General features: G+C 38.7%; 15 protein-coding genes. 4 read left to right on the forward strand and 11 right to left on the reverse strand.

Annotation, left to right across the window (positions count from 1 at the left end; translation table 11 throughout):
- Window positions 1-52 precede the first annotated feature (52 nt).
- On the forward strand, window positions 53-1,114 hold the full coding sequence (locus I6F10_RS02070; RefSeq protein ID WP_197098338.1) for a hypothetical protein: 1,062 nt from the start codon (window positions 53-55) through the stop codon (window positions 1,112-1,114).
- A 68-nt stretch (window positions 1,115-1,182) separates the two neighbouring features.
- Here the strand turns inward: I6F10_RS02070 and ttcA are convergent, their stop codons facing one another.
- From ttcA to ccoN, 11 genes are all read right to left on the reverse strand, one after another.
- A complete protein-coding gene (gene ttcA / locus I6F10_RS02075) occupies window positions 1,183-2,097 on the reverse strand; it encodes a tRNA 2-thiocytidine(32) synthetase TtcA (protein WP_197098339.1) in 915 nt (304 codons plus the stop codon).
- A 172-nt stretch (window positions 2,098-2,269) separates the two neighbouring features.
- Window positions 2,270-3,196, reverse strand: a complete 927-nt coding sequence (gene uspE / locus I6F10_RS02080; RefSeq protein ID WP_024606034.1) for a universal stress protein UspE — start codon at window positions 3,194-3,196, stop codon at window positions 2,270-2,272.
- Between the two features lie 94 nt (window positions 3,197-3,290).
- The gene (locus I6F10_RS02085; RefSeq protein ID WP_024596435.1) at window positions 3,291-4,037 is read right to left on the reverse strand and encodes an FNR family transcription factor; all 747 of its coding nucleotides are present in this window, start codon (window positions 4,035-4,037) and stop codon (window positions 3,291-3,293) included.
- Between the two features lie 41 nt (window positions 4,038-4,078).
- Entirely contained in the window at window positions 4,079-4,750 is a 672-nt protein-coding gene (locus I6F10_RS02090; protein WP_197098340.1) for a sulfite exporter TauE/SafE family protein, read from the reverse strand.
- Window positions 4,743-4,910: a cbb3-type cytochrome oxidase assembly protein CcoS gene (gene ccoS, locus I6F10_RS02095; RefSeq protein WP_002963071.1), complete on the reverse strand. Its 168-nt coding sequence runs from the start codon at window positions 4,908-4,910 to the stop codon at window positions 4,743-4,745. The genes I6F10_RS02090 and ccoS overlap by 8 nt, the downstream gene beginning before the upstream one ends.
- On the reverse strand, window positions 4,907-7,282 hold the full coding sequence (locus I6F10_RS02100; protein ID WP_197098341.1) for a heavy metal translocating P-type ATPase: 2,376 nt from the start codon (window positions 7,280-7,282) through the stop codon (window positions 4,907-4,909). Before I6F10_RS02100 ends, ccoS begins: the two co-directional genes overlap by 4 nt.
- 7 nt (window positions 7,283-7,289) lie before the next feature.
- Window positions 7,290-7,781 carry a FixH family protein gene (locus I6F10_RS02105; RefSeq protein WP_076923819.1) on the reverse strand — a complete coding sequence of 164 codons (492 nt, stop codon included), beginning with the start codon at window positions 7,779-7,781 and terminating at the stop codon, window positions 7,290-7,292.
- A gap of 148 nt (window positions 7,782-7,929) precedes the next feature.
- On the reverse strand, window positions 7,930-8,964 hold the full coding sequence (locus tag I6F10_RS02110; RefSeq protein WP_182194317.1) for a c-type cytochrome: 1,035 nt from the start codon (window positions 8,962-8,964) through the stop codon (window positions 7,930-7,932).
- Window positions 8,961-9,146 carry a cbb3-type cytochrome oxidase subunit 3 gene (locus tag I6F10_RS02115; RefSeq protein ID WP_010554061.1) on the reverse strand — a complete coding sequence of 62 codons (186 nt, stop codon included), beginning with the start codon at window positions 9,144-9,146 and terminating at the stop codon, window positions 8,961-8,963. Before I6F10_RS02115 ends, I6F10_RS02110 begins: the two co-directional genes overlap by 4 nt.
- A 5-nt stretch (window positions 9,147-9,151) precedes the next feature.
- Window positions 9,152-9,826: a cytochrome-c oxidase, cbb3-type subunit II gene (ccoO, locus tag I6F10_RS02120; protein WP_024599141.1), complete on the reverse strand. Its 675-nt coding sequence runs from the start codon at window positions 9,824-9,826 to the stop codon at window positions 9,152-9,154.
- A 12-nt stretch (window positions 9,827-9,838) separates the two neighbouring features.
- The gene (gene ccoN / locus I6F10_RS02125) at window positions 9,839-11,272 is read right to left on the reverse strand and encodes a cytochrome-c oxidase, cbb3-type subunit I (protein WP_007585649.1); all 1,434 of its coding nucleotides are present in this window, start codon (window positions 11,270-11,272) and stop codon (window positions 9,839-9,841) included.
- A 339-nt stretch (window positions 11,273-11,611) separates the two neighbouring features.
- Here ccoN and I6F10_RS02130 point away from each other — a divergent pair, with 339 nt between their 5' ends.
- The 3 genes from I6F10_RS02130 (at window position 11,612) to I6F10_RS02140 (ending at window position 16,698) form a co-directional block, all read left to right on the forward strand.
- The gene (locus I6F10_RS02130; RefSeq protein WP_182194319.1) at window positions 11,612-12,037 is read left to right on the forward strand and encodes a hypothetical protein; all 426 of its coding nucleotides are present in this window, start codon (window positions 11,612-11,614) and stop codon (window positions 12,035-12,037) included.
- A gap of 621 nt (window positions 12,038-12,658) precedes the next feature.
- Complete coding sequence (locus tag I6F10_RS02135) at window positions 12,659-15,241, forward strand: TonB-dependent receptor plug domain-containing protein (protein WP_024599139.1); 2,583 nt, start codon at window positions 12,659-12,661, stop codon at window positions 15,239-15,241.
- A 104-nt stretch (window positions 15,242-15,345) separates the two neighbouring features.
- The gene (locus tag I6F10_RS02140; protein ID WP_024599138.1) at window positions 15,346-16,698 is read left to right on the forward strand and encodes a hypothetical protein; all 1,353 of its coding nucleotides are present in this window, start codon (window positions 15,346-15,348) and stop codon (window positions 16,696-16,698) included.
- Window positions 16,699-16,700 lie beyond the last annotated feature (2 nt).

The following is a 16,700-nucleotide window of genomic DNA, read 5'->3' on the forward strand; positions in this document are numbered from 1 at the left end:
TGCAAGGTGTGTAGCTCAAAGCTATACGCCTTATAAAGGATTAAATTAACTAATGAAAAAATTTTATGTCGTTGCTTTAATTATTAGCACTATTTTATTTTCGCTATGGTTTACTGGTAAAAATGATGCTCATAAAGCTGCTGAGCCAATAAAACCACAGATTAAACACAGTGCGAACGCAGCTGATTTATCACCTGTAAAAGTGATTCCCATAGATGTACCTAAAAAAAATAAAACACAATCAAAAAAGCAAGTCGCGTTTAATGAAGACTTAACAAAAGCGGCGCAGCAAGTGGTTATGCAATACCAAAGCGCACTCAAATTTCCTCCTTATTCTCAACCATTAAGCCCACTAGATGAAGACCGATTAAAACCAAACCAGTTTTACCCTGTGTCAAGCCCTATTGACGAAAGTGGTGATGCTTTAACGTTAAGTATTAAGCAGTATCGTTTTGTATACCCAGAAGAAATAATAATAAGAGTAAGTGCTCAAGGACTTGGTAAAGTAGTCGTTGAGCTTGCCAATATAGATACAAAGGAAGTATTAAATACCCATACGGGCAATGCACGTGAAGGTGAGGCAACTATCACCTTTAAAGGAGAGGATGATTACCCTTGTAGTTTGCAAGTGTATGTACAGGGCGATGTTGACGGTAAAAAAGTACCCGTAGTTGCGCAAATTCAATATATGCCGCCAAGTGCTACTTTAACAGGTTTTGAAATTGCTTATGCTCAAAATGAAAACATGGTTATGCCAGCTAATTTAACGGTGATAAAAAGTGGTTTGTATCGTGTTAGGGCGAATTTATATAGTGGTGATACACCACTTGCCCATTTGGTATCTAAGGAACGCTTAACACAAGGGAGACAAACCGTAGACTTAAAAGCTCATTGGTCAGTATTACCTAAGGGCGTTACCGATATGCGCTTAAGTGATTTTGTAATAGAAAGAATGTCGCCAAGCCCAGGTGAGCGTAACAGCTTTGGGAATAGTGAAATAAGCCATTTTGATATAAACGATTTCTCGTACGATAGCTTGCAACAGTTGCCATACCAGGCCAATGCACAAGAAAAGTTAAGTTTAGAGTTTTTACAAGGTTTAGCTGAGAGTTAAAAATAGAACGCAATGCTGAATTGGTAAATTTAAGGGGGTTGTACATAAATACAACCCCCTTAAATTTGTTAGCTTAGGTTTATAGTAACTACACTTGGCGCTTCTTGTTCATCAAGCTCATTAGTAACAGGCACTTTAGGAATATCTGGCTTATCAAGAGCTATATCGCCACCATCAATGATTTCACCTGTTTGTAAGTTTTTAAAATCAAACAAATCAGCATCAGCTAAGTGTGAAGGCACGACGTTTTGCATTGCTGTAAAAATACTCTCAATACGGCCTGGGTGCTCAGCATCCCATTTAGCGAGCATTGCTTTTGTATGTTTACGCTGTAGGTTTTCTTGCGAACCACACAGGTTACACGGAATAATTGGATAACCTTGTGCAAATGCGTATTGGCTTATATCGATTTCTTTACAGTATGCAAGTGGGCGAATAACCATGTGCTCGCCATTATCACTCATTAATTTAGCCGGCATACTTTTTAGTTTACCGCCATAAAACATGTTCAAAAATAAGGTTTCAATCATGTCATCACGGTGATGCCCAAGGGCTATTTTAGTAGCGCCTATCTCATTTGCTGTGCGGTATAAAATACCACGACGTAAGCGTGAGCAAAGTGAACACGTTGTTTTACCTTCAGGGATAATATCGGTAACAATGCTGTAGGTATCTTCTTCTACAATTTTGTACTCAACATTTAGTTTATCAAGGTACTGGGGTAGTACATGTTCAGGGAAACCTGGTTGTTTTTGATCAAGATTTACAACAACTAGGTCAAACTTTATAGGTGCTACACGTTTTAAATGTTGAAGCATTTCAAGCATGGTGTAGCTATCTTTGCCGCCTGATAAACACACCATAATACGGTCGCCTTCTTCAATCATATTGAAGTCCATAACAGCTTGACCAGTTTGGCGACGTAAACGCTTTTGCAGCTTATTTAAGTTAAATTGAGCTTTAGCTTGATCTGAGTGTGACAATTACGCCCCCTAGTAAAACAATACAGCAAAGTTATTTGCTAAAAATAAAGGGGCGTATTATACCCAAACCACCTGAATATGCGAGTTTAGGATGTAATTAAAAGCAATTTAAACACGGTATTTTTAGCAAGTAGTATATGAGCTGTTACTTGCTAAAAATCTTTTGGTTAATCTAGTTTTTTGCAAGTGGGCTCACGTAACCATCGGGTTTGAGTGCCAGTACATCACAGTCTAGGCTATCAATTACATGCTCTGCTGTGTTACCTACAAGAGCAGCACTTAAGCCGGTACGCCCAACGGTACCAATAACAACTAATTCGCTATTTAACCGCTTCGCTACATCAGGGATTACATCCTCTGGCAGGCCTTCTTCAATAAAACATTGCTCTGGGTTTAAATTAAACTCTGCAGCAAGTGCATTGGTTGATTCATGATGATGTTTTTTAACTGATTCGTTATAAAGCCCCGGGTTAAACTCAGGAATTTCGATTGCGATATTTATGGGCGTTGCAGGATAAGCATTAACTAAATTAAGTTTTGCGTTGGCAAGTTCACATAAAAATTGTGCGTCTTTAATAACGCGTTTATTAAGTGCTACATGCTCTTCATTTTCGCTAACTGCATTTACAGCAGCTAAAATATTACCGTGAGCAGGCCACGCCATTTCTTTTACAAATAAAACCGGAGCTGGGCATTTGCGTACTAAGTGCCAATCGGTCGGGGTAAAAATAACGGATTTAAGTGCACCATGTTGATGTGTGCCTTTAATTACTAGATCGTACTTTTCATCAATTACAGTATCGATTATGGCTTCGTAAGGGCGATTATGCCAAACCACTTGGGTTTCAATATTTATATCTTTGTAAGGAGAGACTAAATCGTTTAGCCATAGCTCACGATCTTTTAGTACAGCGTCACGCATTGCTTCGCGTTCATCGCCTGATAGCATGGTTGTCATTTCGTAAGAGAAGTCGTAAACCGTCATAAAAGCGGTAATACTTGCGCCAGACTTTTTAGCTAAATCTATTGAACGTGCTAAGCCGTGTTGATCGTCTTTGGTAGGGTCAATAACCGCAATAATGCGTTTAATAGTGTTCATATGCTACTCCATTTACATAACGGGTGTACATTTAGTGTAACGTAAATATAAAACAGTTAAAGGGGTAGCATATAAATTGTTGTTCTAAATCAAACTATTTAATTTGACGAGGCTTAACAATTGCCGCTGTTTTAGCCAAGGCATCATTATCTAAAATTGTAATAAATTTACCTTCTACTTTAATTAAGTCTGCTTTTTGAAAACGACTTAATAAACGACTAATAGTTTCTACAGTAAGGCCTAGATAGTTGCCTATTTCACCGCGAGTCATCGTAAATCTAAATTCCTTACGCGAAAAACCGCGCTCACCAAAGCGCTCAGATAAGTTATAAATAAAACTAGCTAGGCGCTCTTCTGCTGATTTTTTATTGAGTAGTAACAGCATTTCTTGATCGTAAGTAATTTCGCTACTCATTAAACGCATTATTTGTTGGCGAAGTTTAGGTAATTTCCCTGATAGTTCGTCAAGAGTATCGAATGGGATTTCGCAAACCATTGACGTTTCAAGTGCTTGTGAGAAACTTGGATGAGTCATTTTATTTATCGCATCAAAACCAACTAGATCGCCAGCTAAATGAAAGCCAGTAATTTGCTCATCACCTCGCTCTGATAATGTGTACGATTTAAATGAGCCTGAACGTACTGCATAAATAGCCTGTAAAGGTGCGCCTGATTCAAATAAGTAGTCGCCTTTATGGAGAGGTTTTTTTCGCTCAATAATTTCGTCTAGCTTGTCCATTTCTTGGCCATTAAGTGAAAATGGCAAACACAATTGACTAATACTGCAGTTATTACAGCTAATAGCACAATTACCTTTAGTACGGCTTTGAGAGAAATCCATAATTTAATCCGTTTAAATTTTTATTCACGACATTGTGTAGATTAATGTACCAACTTGTCGGTTGCAATAATCAATAAGTAGATACCATACCAAATTATAACACTGCCTAATACAATTCGGGTCCATGGATGGTTAATAATAGTATTTAGTTTTTGCGCTGCAACGCCTAACGTGAACATCGCGGGAAAAGTACCCAGAGCAAAGCAAAGCATAACTAAAGCACCATCTAAAGCACTAGGACTAGTCATCGCCCATGTAAGCGCTGAATATACTAAACCACAAGGCAGCCAGCCCCACAAAGCACCGTAACCTAAGGCTTTAAAAGGAGAGTTGATAGGCATTAAATATTTATTTAGTTTAACAATGTGTTGCCACACTAAAGTTTTGCCAATTCTTTCTAACCACTGCAAAGTAGGGCCCAAGCGCATTATATACACGCCAACGAGGAGCATAAAAATAGCAGCAATGAATGAAAGGGCTAAAGAAAAGGACGTATTTTGCCTTGCAAATTGGCTACTAATTCCTGCAACAAGTGCGCCTGCTGCTATGTAGCTCAGGGCACGTCCAACATTATAGGCAAATGAATAGGTAAATGTTTTGCGTTTGTCACTAGCCAGTTGTAATGAGCTTGCAATACCGCCACACATAGCAATGCAATGACCGCTACCGATTAGGCCCATTAAAAATGCGCTGGTATAAAGAGGGTCAATCATTACTTTTATTATGTTGCTCTTTGTCGTCTTCAAACAAAATACTATGACCTTGCTTGTTTAAATCTGAAAACTGCTCACTTTTTACTGCCCAAAAAAATACGCCAATAGCAATAATGACAAATAAAATGGCAATAGGGATCAAAATGTAAATTATGCTCATAACTTTAATAGCCTTAGTGAATTACTAATCACAATAATTGAGCTGGCAGACATGCCAATAACAGCCATCCATGGGGCTACTAAGCCCAGCGCTGCCAATGGTAATATGGAAGCATTATACAATAAAGACAGCGCAAGATTTTGTTTAATAATACGTCTGGTTTGTTTGGCAACATTAAGTAAATGACCAATGGAGGCTAAATCGCTATTAAGAAGCACTACATCAGCACTATTTTTTGATATGTCAGCACCGGTTTCCATAGCAATTGATAAATGCGCGCTGGCAAATACTGGGCTGTCGTTTATGCCATCACCGACCATAGCAACCACTTCGTTTTGTGAAGACCATTGCTCAACTGCGGTTTGTTTATCCTGTGGGGAACATCCTGATTGTACGCTTTCAAGTTTAAGCTGTTTAGCTACTTTTTGCCCTGCATCTGACGCGTCACCGGTTAACATATGACACGTTAAGTTTTGCGATTGAAGAGACTCTATAAGCTTTTTCGCATCGTTTTTTACTTTATCAACAAAGTAAAAACGTGCAACAACTTGTTTATTTATATATAAGCTTGCTTGTGCATTCGATTTTTTGCTATCAAACCAGCCACTTTTACCAATTGCGTAATGATGAGTTGCATCTTGTGCGCTAATTCCTAGCCCTGGATGTACTTCAACGTTATCAAGAGTGTTATGTACGGGCGTGATTTCATCAAATGCGCTGGCAATAGGATGCTCAGAATAACGCTCTAGCATGGCTGCCATATCTAGCACTTGCGTTTTTGTATATTGTTTATCGATTATATCTACTTCATCAAGGCTAAATTTACCTTGCGTAAGTGTGCCTGTTTTATCAAATGCAAATAAAGTGATTTGTGAGAGTGTTTCGAGCACATGTGCTTGTTTTATTAATACGCCTTTTCGAGTAAGTGTTGCCACTGCACATGTAAGCGCGGTGGGTATAGCTAAACTCAGCGCACACGGGCAGGTAGCAACTAAAACCGAAATGGTGATCCAAAATGCGTGCTCAGGATCAATTTGGTACCAGCCGATCGCTGTAAGTGAAGCAAATACAAGCAAACAAGCTATGAACCACTGTGCGACTTTATCAGTAATTTCAACTAGTTTAGGGCGCTTGGTTAATGCGTTATGTTGCAGGCGTATTATTTGATTTAAAAGTGTATTTTGGCCAATTTTATTAATTTTTATTTCAATAACGCCGTCGTGGTTAACGCAACCGGCATAAACATTGTGACCAATAAATTTAGTTACAGGTTGATGCTCCCCCGTCATCATTGACTCATCAACGGTGGTTTTACCTTTAATTAGTTCGCCATCGGCAGGAATCGTTTCACCCGCTTTAATAAGTACTACGTCATTAAGTTTTAGTTTTTTGGCTGCAATTATAAGCTCTTCGCCACTTTCGTTAATGGTGCGGGCTGTTAATGGCAATAGTTTTTGTAAGTTGGCAGTAAACTCACTCGCTTTTAAACGCGCTCTAAATTCAAGATATTTACCTAACAACAGTAAAAAGGTAAACATGCACACAGATTCAAAATACACTTCGCCGACTTGCATAAATGTGGCGTAACAACTTGCACCAAATGCGCCAAAAATGGCCAGTGATACAGGTAAATCCATATTGAGCTGTTTTGCTTTTAAGCCATTTATAGCGTTGGTTAAAAAGGGCAGAGCACTATATAAAATAACTGGTGAGGCCAGTACTAAGCTGATCCATCTAAAATACTGCTCAAAATTACTGTCCATGCCTGAAAACATGCCAAAGTACATGGCAAATGCAAACATCATTACTTGCATGGTCATTAAACCGGCAACACCTAAACGGCGAATATAGGCTTTTGCTGTTTGTTGCTTTTGTTGGGATTCAGTATCGGCTTGAAACGGGTAGGCTTTATAACCAATCTTAGCAAGCGCAGTAATTACTTCGCTTAATGGGGTGCTGGTTTTATCCCATTGGATCATAGCGCGGTTAGTGGATGTGTTTACATCAACACGTTTTACTGAGGTTAAATTTAATAGTTGTTTTTCGATAAGCCACGCACAAGCGGCGCAGGTTATACCTTCGACACTCAGTAATACTTCTGAGATATTATCGTTAGTGGCTATAAATTCGTCTTGAATGTCTTCGTTGTCATAACTTTTTATAAATGCGAGTTGCTCGGGTACCAATTGTTCCACTTTACCTGCACGTACGGTCCGATATTTGTAGTAATCGGTCATACCTTGGTCAACGATGTTTTGTGCAACAGCTTGGCAGCCAATGCAACACATTGGCTGGGCTTTATCGTCAATTATAACGCTTGCACTAAATCCGTTTGGCACATTTTCAAGGCAATGAAAACAAGAGTTAGACATAGTTATACTACTTATAATTAGGAGTAACTAAAACAGTTTGTACAGTTGGTAACGTTATATTTTCTTTCATTTTCCAACTGCCATCTATAGGCTCAATAAATACTGAGTAGGCACCTGGTGTGTACATATCAAGTAGTGCTGTAAACTCTTGATTGGCATTAGGGGTTAGAGTAGCGGTAAAGTCATGTGCTTTAATTGTGCGGTGGTAAAAAGAGAGTTTTAATACATGCACATTGCTGCTGTCGCCTTTTGTAAATTTAAAGCTTACGCGCTCATTGGTTACATTTAATCCGCCATGCAGATAAAGCGCTTTTGCTTTTTCAAACTTAGTAAGTTCTAAGTTGATTGCTTTACCTTTTTTGTAGTAGTCGTCAACAACCATATCTGGACCGTTACCTATTGCCGTAATAAATAGGCTAATACAGCCAATAATGGCTACTAACGGAAAAAAGATTAAAAACCAAGGCCAAAAATTCTTATACCACGGAGTAGGTTGCATAGTTGCTCTAAATTAGTTTAGGGAGGTTTATTTTATAGGATTTATACGTAAAAGACTAAAAAAAAGCCTCACAGTGGAGGCTTTTTTGATCTGGATTAATCTATTGAATTAAATAAATTAATTTATAAACATTTTATTAACCGCATGCTTATTTATCTTGCGATAAACTGTAAACATAGGCTGTTAATAAGTGAATTTTTTCTTCACCTAAAATGTCTTTCCATGCAGGCATTACACCAGCACGACCATGGTTAAGTGTTTCTTCAACTGCACGTTTGGAGCCATTGTATAACCAAATGTTATCTGTCAGGTTAGGCGCGCCAAATGGTAGGTTGTGTGCAACCGACCCTTTACCGTCAGCACCGTGACATGCGGCACACATTGCAAACTTAGCTGCACCTGCTGCTGCATCTTTTTGGTTAACAGTACGACCAGAAAGACTCAGCACATGTGCTGTCATTTCTTTAACGCCTTGCTCACCAAGAGCATCGCCCCAAGCTGGCATTGCAGCTATACGACCATTAAGGAGTGTTTCTCTAATTTTGTCTGGTGTTCCGCCATATAACCAATCTTTATCAGTTAGGTTAGGAAAGCCGGTACCACCACGCGCATCAGAGCCATGACATTGCGCACAGTTTTGTGAGAACAAACGCTGACCAATTTCGATGGCTAATTGACCATCTGTTTGCTCGTGTTTGTCGCCATTTTCTAGAGCAACTTGCTGCGCTGCATCACCTTCAAACTTAGAATTAACTAAATCTAAAACCGGTACCTGTGCCAACTTATTAAAAATAGGACCGAAGCGTTCTTCTGCAGCTTCATACTCTTTATCAAGTTTAACAAAGCGACCTTCTGCTTTGGCCTCTGCAACTGCTTTTTTAGATTCAGCTAAAGACGTAATACCTTGGTTAGAACTAGTCCATTTACCTAAACCTTCCCAGTTGCCTAAACCTGGGTAAGCTGCAAGGTAATATACTGACCAAATAAAAGTTGCGAAAAACATGTAAGTCCACCATTTTGGTAGTGGATTATTTAGCTCTTCAATGCCGTCAAATTCATGTCCACAGCTTTCACCTTCTTTTACGCCAGCATAGTTTTTTAAGTTCCAAACTAATAGGCCAAAGATGATGCATAAGCATGCAAGGGTTAATACAATAACCCAAATACTCCAAAAGCTAGTCATTTTTCAGACTCCTTTTCCTCGTTAGAGAGTGTGTTGTCATGTTTTTTTTCATCTTCGAAAATGGCATTAGCTGCGCTATCAAAACGGGTTTTGCTTCGCTTACTATATGCCCATGCAACAATCACAATAAACAATACTAAAATTACCAGAGTCAAAATGCCTCTGTATGTTCCGTAATCCATAATTTTTACTTCAAGTGGGTGCCAAGTTGCTGTAAATACGCGATTAGAGCTTGTATTTCTGTTGCGCCTTTGCCGTCATTCATAGCATTAACTTTATCAACATCAGCTTGAAGCTCTTCGTCGCTGCCATAACCTAAACCCGGATGTTTTGGGTTTTCTGGGTTAATAGCAAAAGTATCACGGAAAATTTGTAGTTTTTTCAGAGTAAGGCTGGTATCAACCGTATTCTCTGCTAACCAAGGAAAGCCTGGCATGTTTGACTCAGGAACCACAGCGCGTGGGTCAACTAAGTGAGCATAGTGCCAGTCGTCCGAGTAGCGCTTACCAACACGAGCCAAATCAGGACCAGTACGTTTAGAACCCCATAAGAACGGGTGATCCCAAACAGATTCACCGGCTACAGAGTAATGACCATAACGCTCAACTTCATCACGAAAAGGACGAATCATTTGTGAGTGACAGTTAGAACAACCTTCACGCACGTAAAGATCACGGCCTTCCATTTCTAAAGCATTAAGAGGGCGTAGGCCTTCTACTGGTTTAGTTGTATCGTCTTGGAACATTAGCGGAGTGATCTCAACTAGTGCGCCAAAGCTAATAGCAAAAACAGTCAGAATAGCCATAAGGCCAACGTTCTTTTCTACTATTTCATGTTTGTTTTGCGAATTTTTCTTGCTCATCATCTCACTCCGTTATGCTAATTGTGCTTGCGCGTCTAATTTCAGAGATTCTTTCTCAGCTGAAATAGTGCGGTAAACGTTATAAGCCATAACTAACATACCTGTTACGATGAATACACCGCCTACAAAGCGCATGATATAGAAAGGATGCGACGCTTCTAAAGACTGCACAAAGCTGTACATTAATGTACCGTCAGCATTCACTGCACGCCACATTAGACCTTGCATTACACCAGAGATCCACATTGCAACAATGTATAAAACAACACCTACAGTGTGTAACCAGAAGTGGGTATTAACCAATTTAACGCTGTACATACGACCTTGCGCGAATAACGCAGGAATTAAGTGGTAGATAGCACCAATTGAAATCATAGCAACCCAACCTAGTGCACCTGAGTGTACGTGGCCGATTGTCCAATCTGTATAGTGAGATAACGCATTTACAGATTTAATTGCCATCATAGGACCTTCAAACGTAGACATACCGTAGAAAGATAATGAAACAACTAAGAAACGAAGTACTGGATCGGTACGTAGTTTATGCCACGCGCCAGATAGCGTCATAATACCGTTGATCATACCACCCCAAGACGGTACGAATAGGATAATAGACATAACCATACCTAAACTTTGCGTCCAATCAGGAAGCGCAGTGTAGTGAAGGTGATGAGGACCAGCCCAGATATATAATGAAATTAGAGCCCAAAAGTGAACTACCGATAAACGGTATGAGTAAACTGGGCGACCTGCTTGTTTTGGTACAAAGTAATACATCATACCCAAGAAACCAGCAGTTAATAGGAAACCTACAGCGTTGTGACCGTACCACCACTGAACCATAGCATCTACCGCACCTGCGTAGATTGAGTATGATTTAGTTAACGACACAGGCACTGCCATGCTGTTTACAATATGAAGCACTGCAACAGTGATAATAAAGCCAGCGTAGAACCAGTTAGCAACATAAATATGCGACACTTTACGCTTAATTAAAGTACCAAAGAATACAATAGCGTAAACAATCCAAACCACAGCGATTAAAATATCGATTGGCCATTCAAGTTCTGCATATTCTTTTGAGCTAGTAATACCAAGTGGTAATGTAATTACTGCTAATACAATAACGAGCTGCCAGCCCCAAAAAGAAAAGGCGGCGAGTTTGTCTGAGAAAAGACGCGTTTGACAAGTACGTTGTACGACGTAATAAGACGTCGCAAAAAGTGCACTGGTACCAAATGCGAAAATTACTGCGTTCGTGTGTAACGGACGTAGTCGAGAGTAAGTTAACCATGGTGTATCAAAGTTAAGTGCTGGCCAAGCTAATTGGGCAGCAATCAGAACCCCAATACTCATGCCAACGATGCCCCAAATCACTGTCATAATAGCGAATTGGCGTACAACCTTATAGTTATACTCAGTTTGTGATGCTACTGTTTGGCTCATTTTCTGGCTTCCGCTGCAATAAATGCGTTTAGAAATGAATTACCCACCTTTAAAAGTGGGGCCTACTATTTTCTCAAGCGTGTTATCTAAAACTTTCAATACATGAAAGCTTCAGAAAAAAAACTTGAGAAACCCTTATTTTTTGCGGGTGAAATGATAAATTTTTTGGCCTAAAAAAGATAGGTCAATTACATAAAATTATGACATCAATCAATGTTTGTGAGCTTGTTGTTTATTTTTTGATACAGTTTGTGCCTAATTTGGCTTAATAGTAACACCCGCACTTGTTATTTGCAGTCGCGATTATTAGTATTTGCTTTTCTTTAGTGCGAAATTGTTATGCTTATATATAGGTTAAGTTTATTCACCGCGGTATTTCTTTTATTAACAGCGTGTGATTTTTCCAAAAATACAGATGAAAAATTTCTAAAAAATGCCACATGCACAGCCAATTTGCCTTGTACTTTTTCAAATGATGTTAAAGTATGGTTAAGCGAGAAAACTATTTCTCCCGAAACCCCATTTACTATTTTTAGTGATTTACCAACAAATATTACAATTGAAGATGCCAAGCTCAAAGGCATTACTATGTATATGGGTTACATTCCTCAGCAATTTAATAAACATAATGGTCTGTGGCAGAGCAATACCATGGTTGGCATTTGTTCTGAGCAAAATATGCTCTGGAATTTAGAGCTAACCGTTAAAGATAATGCCACTTCTGTAGTACAAACTCTCAATTATTCTTTTTACGTAACTTATTAAAGTTGCGACTACAAACTCTTGTATACAGCTTACATTTTTGATGTGAGTTCGTTTTCTTATACATACGATTATTTGAGTGACAAGATCAATAAAATTGCCTTTTTAGGTTTTAATACTGACAAAACTTCAATAGTGAATAAGTGCTCTCAAAAAGTTCAACTTTAATTACGACTGAATAAAAAATCTAATCAAAAAACCTTCCAAAGAGGCTAAATAAGACTATTTAAGCACCAAGCATGCATAAATATGGTTATTAATTAACATTTAGTTTTGCGGTTTTAATAATGTGCTGTGATTAAGTTGTTAATTTGTCTGTTTTTGGTACATAGCTCAGTTAATTACCTTTGATTACAAAGTGAATCACTTTGGTTTCAGGTGTGTTTCTAATGTTTCATTGTTTTTTCAAGGTATTGTTTTTAAAGTGTATTTATTAATTAACAATGAAACATAATGTAACCTATGTACCTACTATAGTTATTCTATTTTATTTCTTGATATAAATTGAGCTGTCGTTAAGTTTTCGTTCAGTTAAAGACGCCTAAGTTGCCCACCTGACTCACTATTTTAATAAAAAGTGAGCATTACCAATAAAGGTAAATTTCCAACAAGTAGGGTTCTTTCATGAAAAAATCAACTCTTGGTTTAGCTGTAATTGCAGCATTTCCAATGTTCTCAAGTGTGCAAGTTCTAGCTGCTGAAGACTCAGCACAAGCAATCGAAAAAATTCAAGTAACGGGTTCTCGCATTAAGCGCGCAGATATGGAAACCGCTAGCCCAGTTACTATAATCGGTGCCGACGATATCGCTGCTTCAGGCGCTGTATCAGTAGATTCTGTACTACAAAAAATGACCGCTACAGGCGGCGCAATGACAAACCCAGGTATCAATAATGGTTCTGGTGGTAATGCATCTATTGATTTGCGTGGTTTAGGTTCACAACGTACTTTAGTACTTGTAAACGGCCGCCGTATGATTAACTCAGGTACAGGCGCTGCTTCTACAGTTGATTTGAATACTATACCGGTATCTATGATCAAGCATATTGAAGTACTTAAAGATGGTGCATCTGCTGTTTATGGTACTGATGCTGTTGCGGGTGTTGTAAATATTATCTTAAAAGATAACTTTGAAGGTTTAGACCTTAATGTTAAATCAGCAATCACTACTGAAGGTGATGCAGATGAAACGTCTTTTGATATTACAATGGGTGGAAACTTCGGTCGTGGTAACGTTGTAATAGGTTTACAGTACACAGACCGTGGCGATGCTTCTCAGGCTGATCGTAGCTTTTCTGATTGTCCATTAACTGAAGATGGCGATGGCAGTGCTCCATACTGTTCTGGTTCTTCTTACACTCCTAATGGCCATGTTTGGTCAGGTGATGAATCTTTGCAAGGTCAGGCTGATAATGGTTGGCACGACTTTGGTACTAGTGATGCCTACAACTATTCTCAATCTAGCTACTTATACACGCCAATGCGTCGTTTAAACCTTACTGGTATTGGTAGCTTTGATTTAACTGATGACACGCGTTTATACTCTGAGTTTACATACTCAAAACGTTGGTCAGAGCAGCAATTAGCGCCACAACCAGTATGGTTCGACTTTGACTACGCAGACTGGATGGGCGATTCTTTAATTGACCAAAATATTAACTACGGTGATGAAGTTTCTTACGGTCGCCGTATGGTTGACACTGGTACACGTGACTCATCTCAAGTAGTTGATACAGTTCGTTCTGTTATCGGTGCTGCAGGTTATTTAGATAATGGCTTAGAGTGGGATACATCAGTTATTTTTGGTCGTAATGACTCAGTAGATCGCTTAAGCAACCTTCACAATATGGGTTCAATTCAAAGCGAAATTGAAGCTGGTAACTTTAACCCACTTTCACAAGCTTCATGGTCAAGCAGTAGCTTTAGTGACTATGTTTACACTGAGCAAAACTCAGGCGGCAGTCAATTATTTATGATTACAGCTGCGCTTTCTGGTGAGTTAATGGAAGTACCTGCGGGCTTTGTAGGTTTTGCTGCAGGTCTTGAACGCCGTGAAGAAAAAGCGTGGTACACACCAGATTCGATCACTTCACAAGGTCTTGCAAATGACCCACGTGTTGATGCAACAAGCGGTCGTTTTGATGTAAACGAAGCATACCTTGAGCTTGCTATTCCTTTAGTAGCAGATGCTTACTTAGCACAAAATGTAGAATTAAGCGCTGCGATTCGTGCTTTTGATTACAGCACATTTGGTTCTGATGAAACGTGGAAACTAGGTTTAACTTGGCGTGTAAACGACGAACTAATGTTCCGTGGTGTTCGCTCTACAGCTTTCCGTGCTCCTACAGTTGCTGAGTTATACTCAGGTGATTCTCCATCTTATGAGCAAGTTAGCTTTACAGGCGCACAAGATCAGGCTGAAGTAACCGTTGGTGGTAATGATGAATTAACACCTGAATTAGCTGATACAGTTACCGTTGGTGTAGTTTACGAACCAGAATGGTTTGAAGGTTTCTCAATGACGTTAGATTACTACGACATTGAAATCGAAAACGCTATTGCTACAGTAAACAACCAATACATTGTTGATTCATGTCTTGCATCAGATGGTTCTTTAGCGAATCAATCAACAGCACTTTGTAGTTCAGCAAATATCGATTTTAACCAAAGCACAGGTCGTATCGCGTTTAATAACCAACTACAAAACGTAGGTTATGAGCAAACAAAAGGTTATGACTTAAACTTAAATTACAAATTTGATTTAGCTGGTCTTGCTTGGAATACGTCATTAGATGTTACTTACCTTGACGAGTACACTGTTGATGTTATTGAATCAAGTATTGATTACGCTGGTTTAATTACTTCTGGTATCGGTGGTTATGCTGACGTAAAAGCAAACTTTGAGCTAGATGTTAAAGGTGATGCTTGGTCTGCTAACTACAAAGCACGTTACATTGCAGGAATGGATAGCTACAGCTGTTTAGGTAAAGAATCTACATGTTATGCACCAACAACACCATCTGTTGTTTACCATGATGTGAGCGGTTCTTACTTTATCAGTGAAATGGTTTCGTTAACTGCTGGTGTAAATAACTTATTTGATAAGCAACCACCATACTACTCAGGTAACAACGATTCTAATACTGACCCGTACACATATGATGTACTTGGCCGTCGTGTATTTGCTGGTGTAAACGTTAAATTTTAACTAGCACATTAATCGTATTAAGGCTCAGTATTTACTGAGCCTTTTTTATTGAACAAAACAAAGGAGACAAGTACACTAAAACGATATTTTAGAAGGAGAACTGATTGTTAAAACAAGATGAAAACTTATCTTTTGTCATTGAACCAGAGCTTACTCCTCGTTCTGAACAGCGCATAGATCTGTATTTTTCTATCCCTAATGAAATGGGGATTAATCCGCAAACGCTCACCGAAGAATCTTACTTTAATAACCACTTTAAATCACATTTAGCCTACAACGCTAACAACATACACTTGCCTTTAGTACGAAGCCGCTTTGTTAGTAAAAACAAAGGTGAGCAGCAAGATTATCGTCAAAACCTTAATTTATTTTGTTACCAAGTACGTTTAGCCCTTGATGCCGACATTAAAGATGCGTTAAAAATTGATGAAGCAGAAGACTTTTATAAACGCGCTAACGAAGTATATGAACAAAGTGAAGGACTTCTAAAAAAGCTGCGTCGCTATACGCCAGATGATGAAAAACTACTGCCATTTTTTACCAATGCTGATAACTATTTAAGTTGGCATGTTGAGCAATCATTTTTAAAGCTTTTAGATGAAGGCCCACGTAGTAGCGATTATGCAAAAGAGCGTAACGATTTAATGCAGTTTTGTAAAAACGAAAATGCGTACCGGGCTGACAAAAACTATAATTCTGAAACCACAATGCAAGACGCTAATCGAATAACAAATAAAATGCGCTTGCTACAACGCTTAATTGAGCATGGCGTTATATTACAGCGCCAAACACGGTTTCTTAACAGCTATCTTAAACGATTAGTTAAAGGCACTGTAACGGCAGTTATCATGGCATTCGTGATGGTTGTTATACTTAATGCCCGCTCAACGTTTACTGAAGTCACCGCGACGCTTATTTTAATTTTAGGGGTTATTTACGGGCTACGTGAAATATTTAAAGAAGATATTACGCGTATGATTTGGCGAGCTATTGTACAAGGGCGACCTAAGTGGAGATTTAGTTTTAAAAATAGTATTACTAAAGACAAAATAGCGAGTCAGCTAATTTGGCTTGAATACACACGCTTTAAAAAAATCCCTAAAGAAGTAAAATCTATATTTTCAAAACGTCGTCAACAAAATAAACAAGCTGCGCAGTGGTTACACTTTGCAAGTGAGACACGGGTAAGCGCGAAAGAATTTTTACCTGGTTACGATACCTTGCAACAAACGCTACAATTTAGTCTTGCGCCATTTGCGCGTTATTTAAAACGTGGTGAAGGGAAGTTATATCATTTAGACAGTAATAAAATTTCTAAGCAGGCGGTTGAACGGCGCTACCAACTTAACATGGTGCTTGTGCTAACCGAGGAAGATAGAACACTTTATCAACGCTATAAAATAACGTTAAATCGAAGTAAAATCGTTAATATTGAACTTATCTACTCCAAAAAATGAAT

The sequence above is a fragment of the Pseudoalteromonas sp. SWYJZ98 genome, assembly GCF_015864495.1.
GTDB lineage: Bacteria > Pseudomonadota > Gammaproteobacteria > Enterobacterales > Alteromonadaceae > Pseudoalteromonas > Pseudoalteromonas distincta.